This is a genomic window from Streptomyces sp. NPDC056734, assembly GCF_042790455.1.
GTDB lineage: Bacteria > Actinomycetota > Actinomycetes > Streptomycetales > Streptomycetaceae > Streptomyces.
Genome location: NZ_JBHTZD010000062.1, coordinates 1 through 1,149 on the forward strand (window position 1 = coordinate 1; position 1,149 = coordinate 1,149).

Annotated in this window: 1 pseudogene; it reads right to left on the reverse strand. The window is 71.5% G+C overall.

What is annotated here, in order from left to right:
• Positions 1–839, reverse strand: a pseudogene (locus ACFRFC_RS38225) (hypothetical protein); the annotation flags it as partial.
• Between the last annotated feature and the right edge of the window lie 310 nt (positions 840–1,149).

Consider the following 1,149-nt stretch of genomic DNA (forward strand, 5'->3'; position numbering starts at 1 on the left):
GCGGCCTGTTCGGTCAGGGCGAGTGAGGGCTGGGGGTGTCCGAGGTCCAGCGCGTGGGAGGCGAGGGCCCTGATCGCGATGGTGTAGGTGTGGGGGTCCTCGGCCTCGGCGGCGAGGTGGGCGGCGGTGCGGTGGTAGTGCTGGCCGAGGGCACTGTGGCCGTCGTCGGCGCACATGTTGCCCAGGAGGATGGTGAGCTGGGCGGTGCGGGTGAGGAGTTGGCGGTGTATGTGGTCGCTGGCGCCGGCGAGGAGCCAGGGCGTGACGTCGTCGGCGAGGTAGGCGGTGAGTGCGTTGCGGGCGTGCCCGCCACCGAAGGTTCCGGTCGAGGTGGCGAAGACGGCGGTCATGCTCTTCAGCGCCTCCACTTCCGCGCGGCCCACGCGGCGTCCGGCCATGACCCCGGCGCGGCGGGCGGTACTCCGTGAGAGCAGGTCCTCCCATTCCGGGACGGCCAGCGCGGCGAGGCTGTAGACGTCCGCGCCCGGGATGTTGCCCCGGTCGGGGTCGAGTTGGCTGTGGGTGAGCTTGGCCAGATGGCGCACGGGGTCTGCCTCCCAGGACCAGTGCGGTATGCGGACGGGGGCTCGGGTCAGACCGGCGTCGGCGGCGGCCAGGGGTCTGCCCAGGCGCCGGGACAGCGCCTCCAGGATGTAGGCGGGCGCGGGCGGACGCGGATGGGCGCCCGAGAGCCAGCGCGTCGCCGTGGAGCGGTTCACGATCATGTCGTGGCCGTGTTCGGACGCGACCGAGGAGACGTCGTGGGCAAGATGGCTCGCGTTCCATCCCGCCTCCTCAAGCAGCCGTGCGAGCCGTGCGTTGGGTTGCTGAGAGGACACCGTCTTCCCCGTTCTCAGCCCTCACCAAGGTGAACTGGATACAGCGCCCATCACAAGGGCGCACAGAGGCAGCACGCGCAGCACATCCGCGCACCAACGCCCCTACGTAAGGGGGGACTTCGGTGGATGTACTGAAGGGGAGGTACCCGCCCGGATCGGTCGCTCAATCCCGGTGTGCCGTCCAGGCTGGGCAGTCCCTTGTCCACGCGGCCGGCAGCCGTCGGGCACGGCCGCGGCAGCCGGGCCGAGTACCTGGCGCCCGGCGGGCAGTTCCAGTGCGGGTCGGGCTCTGCACCGTGAGTGCGGATGG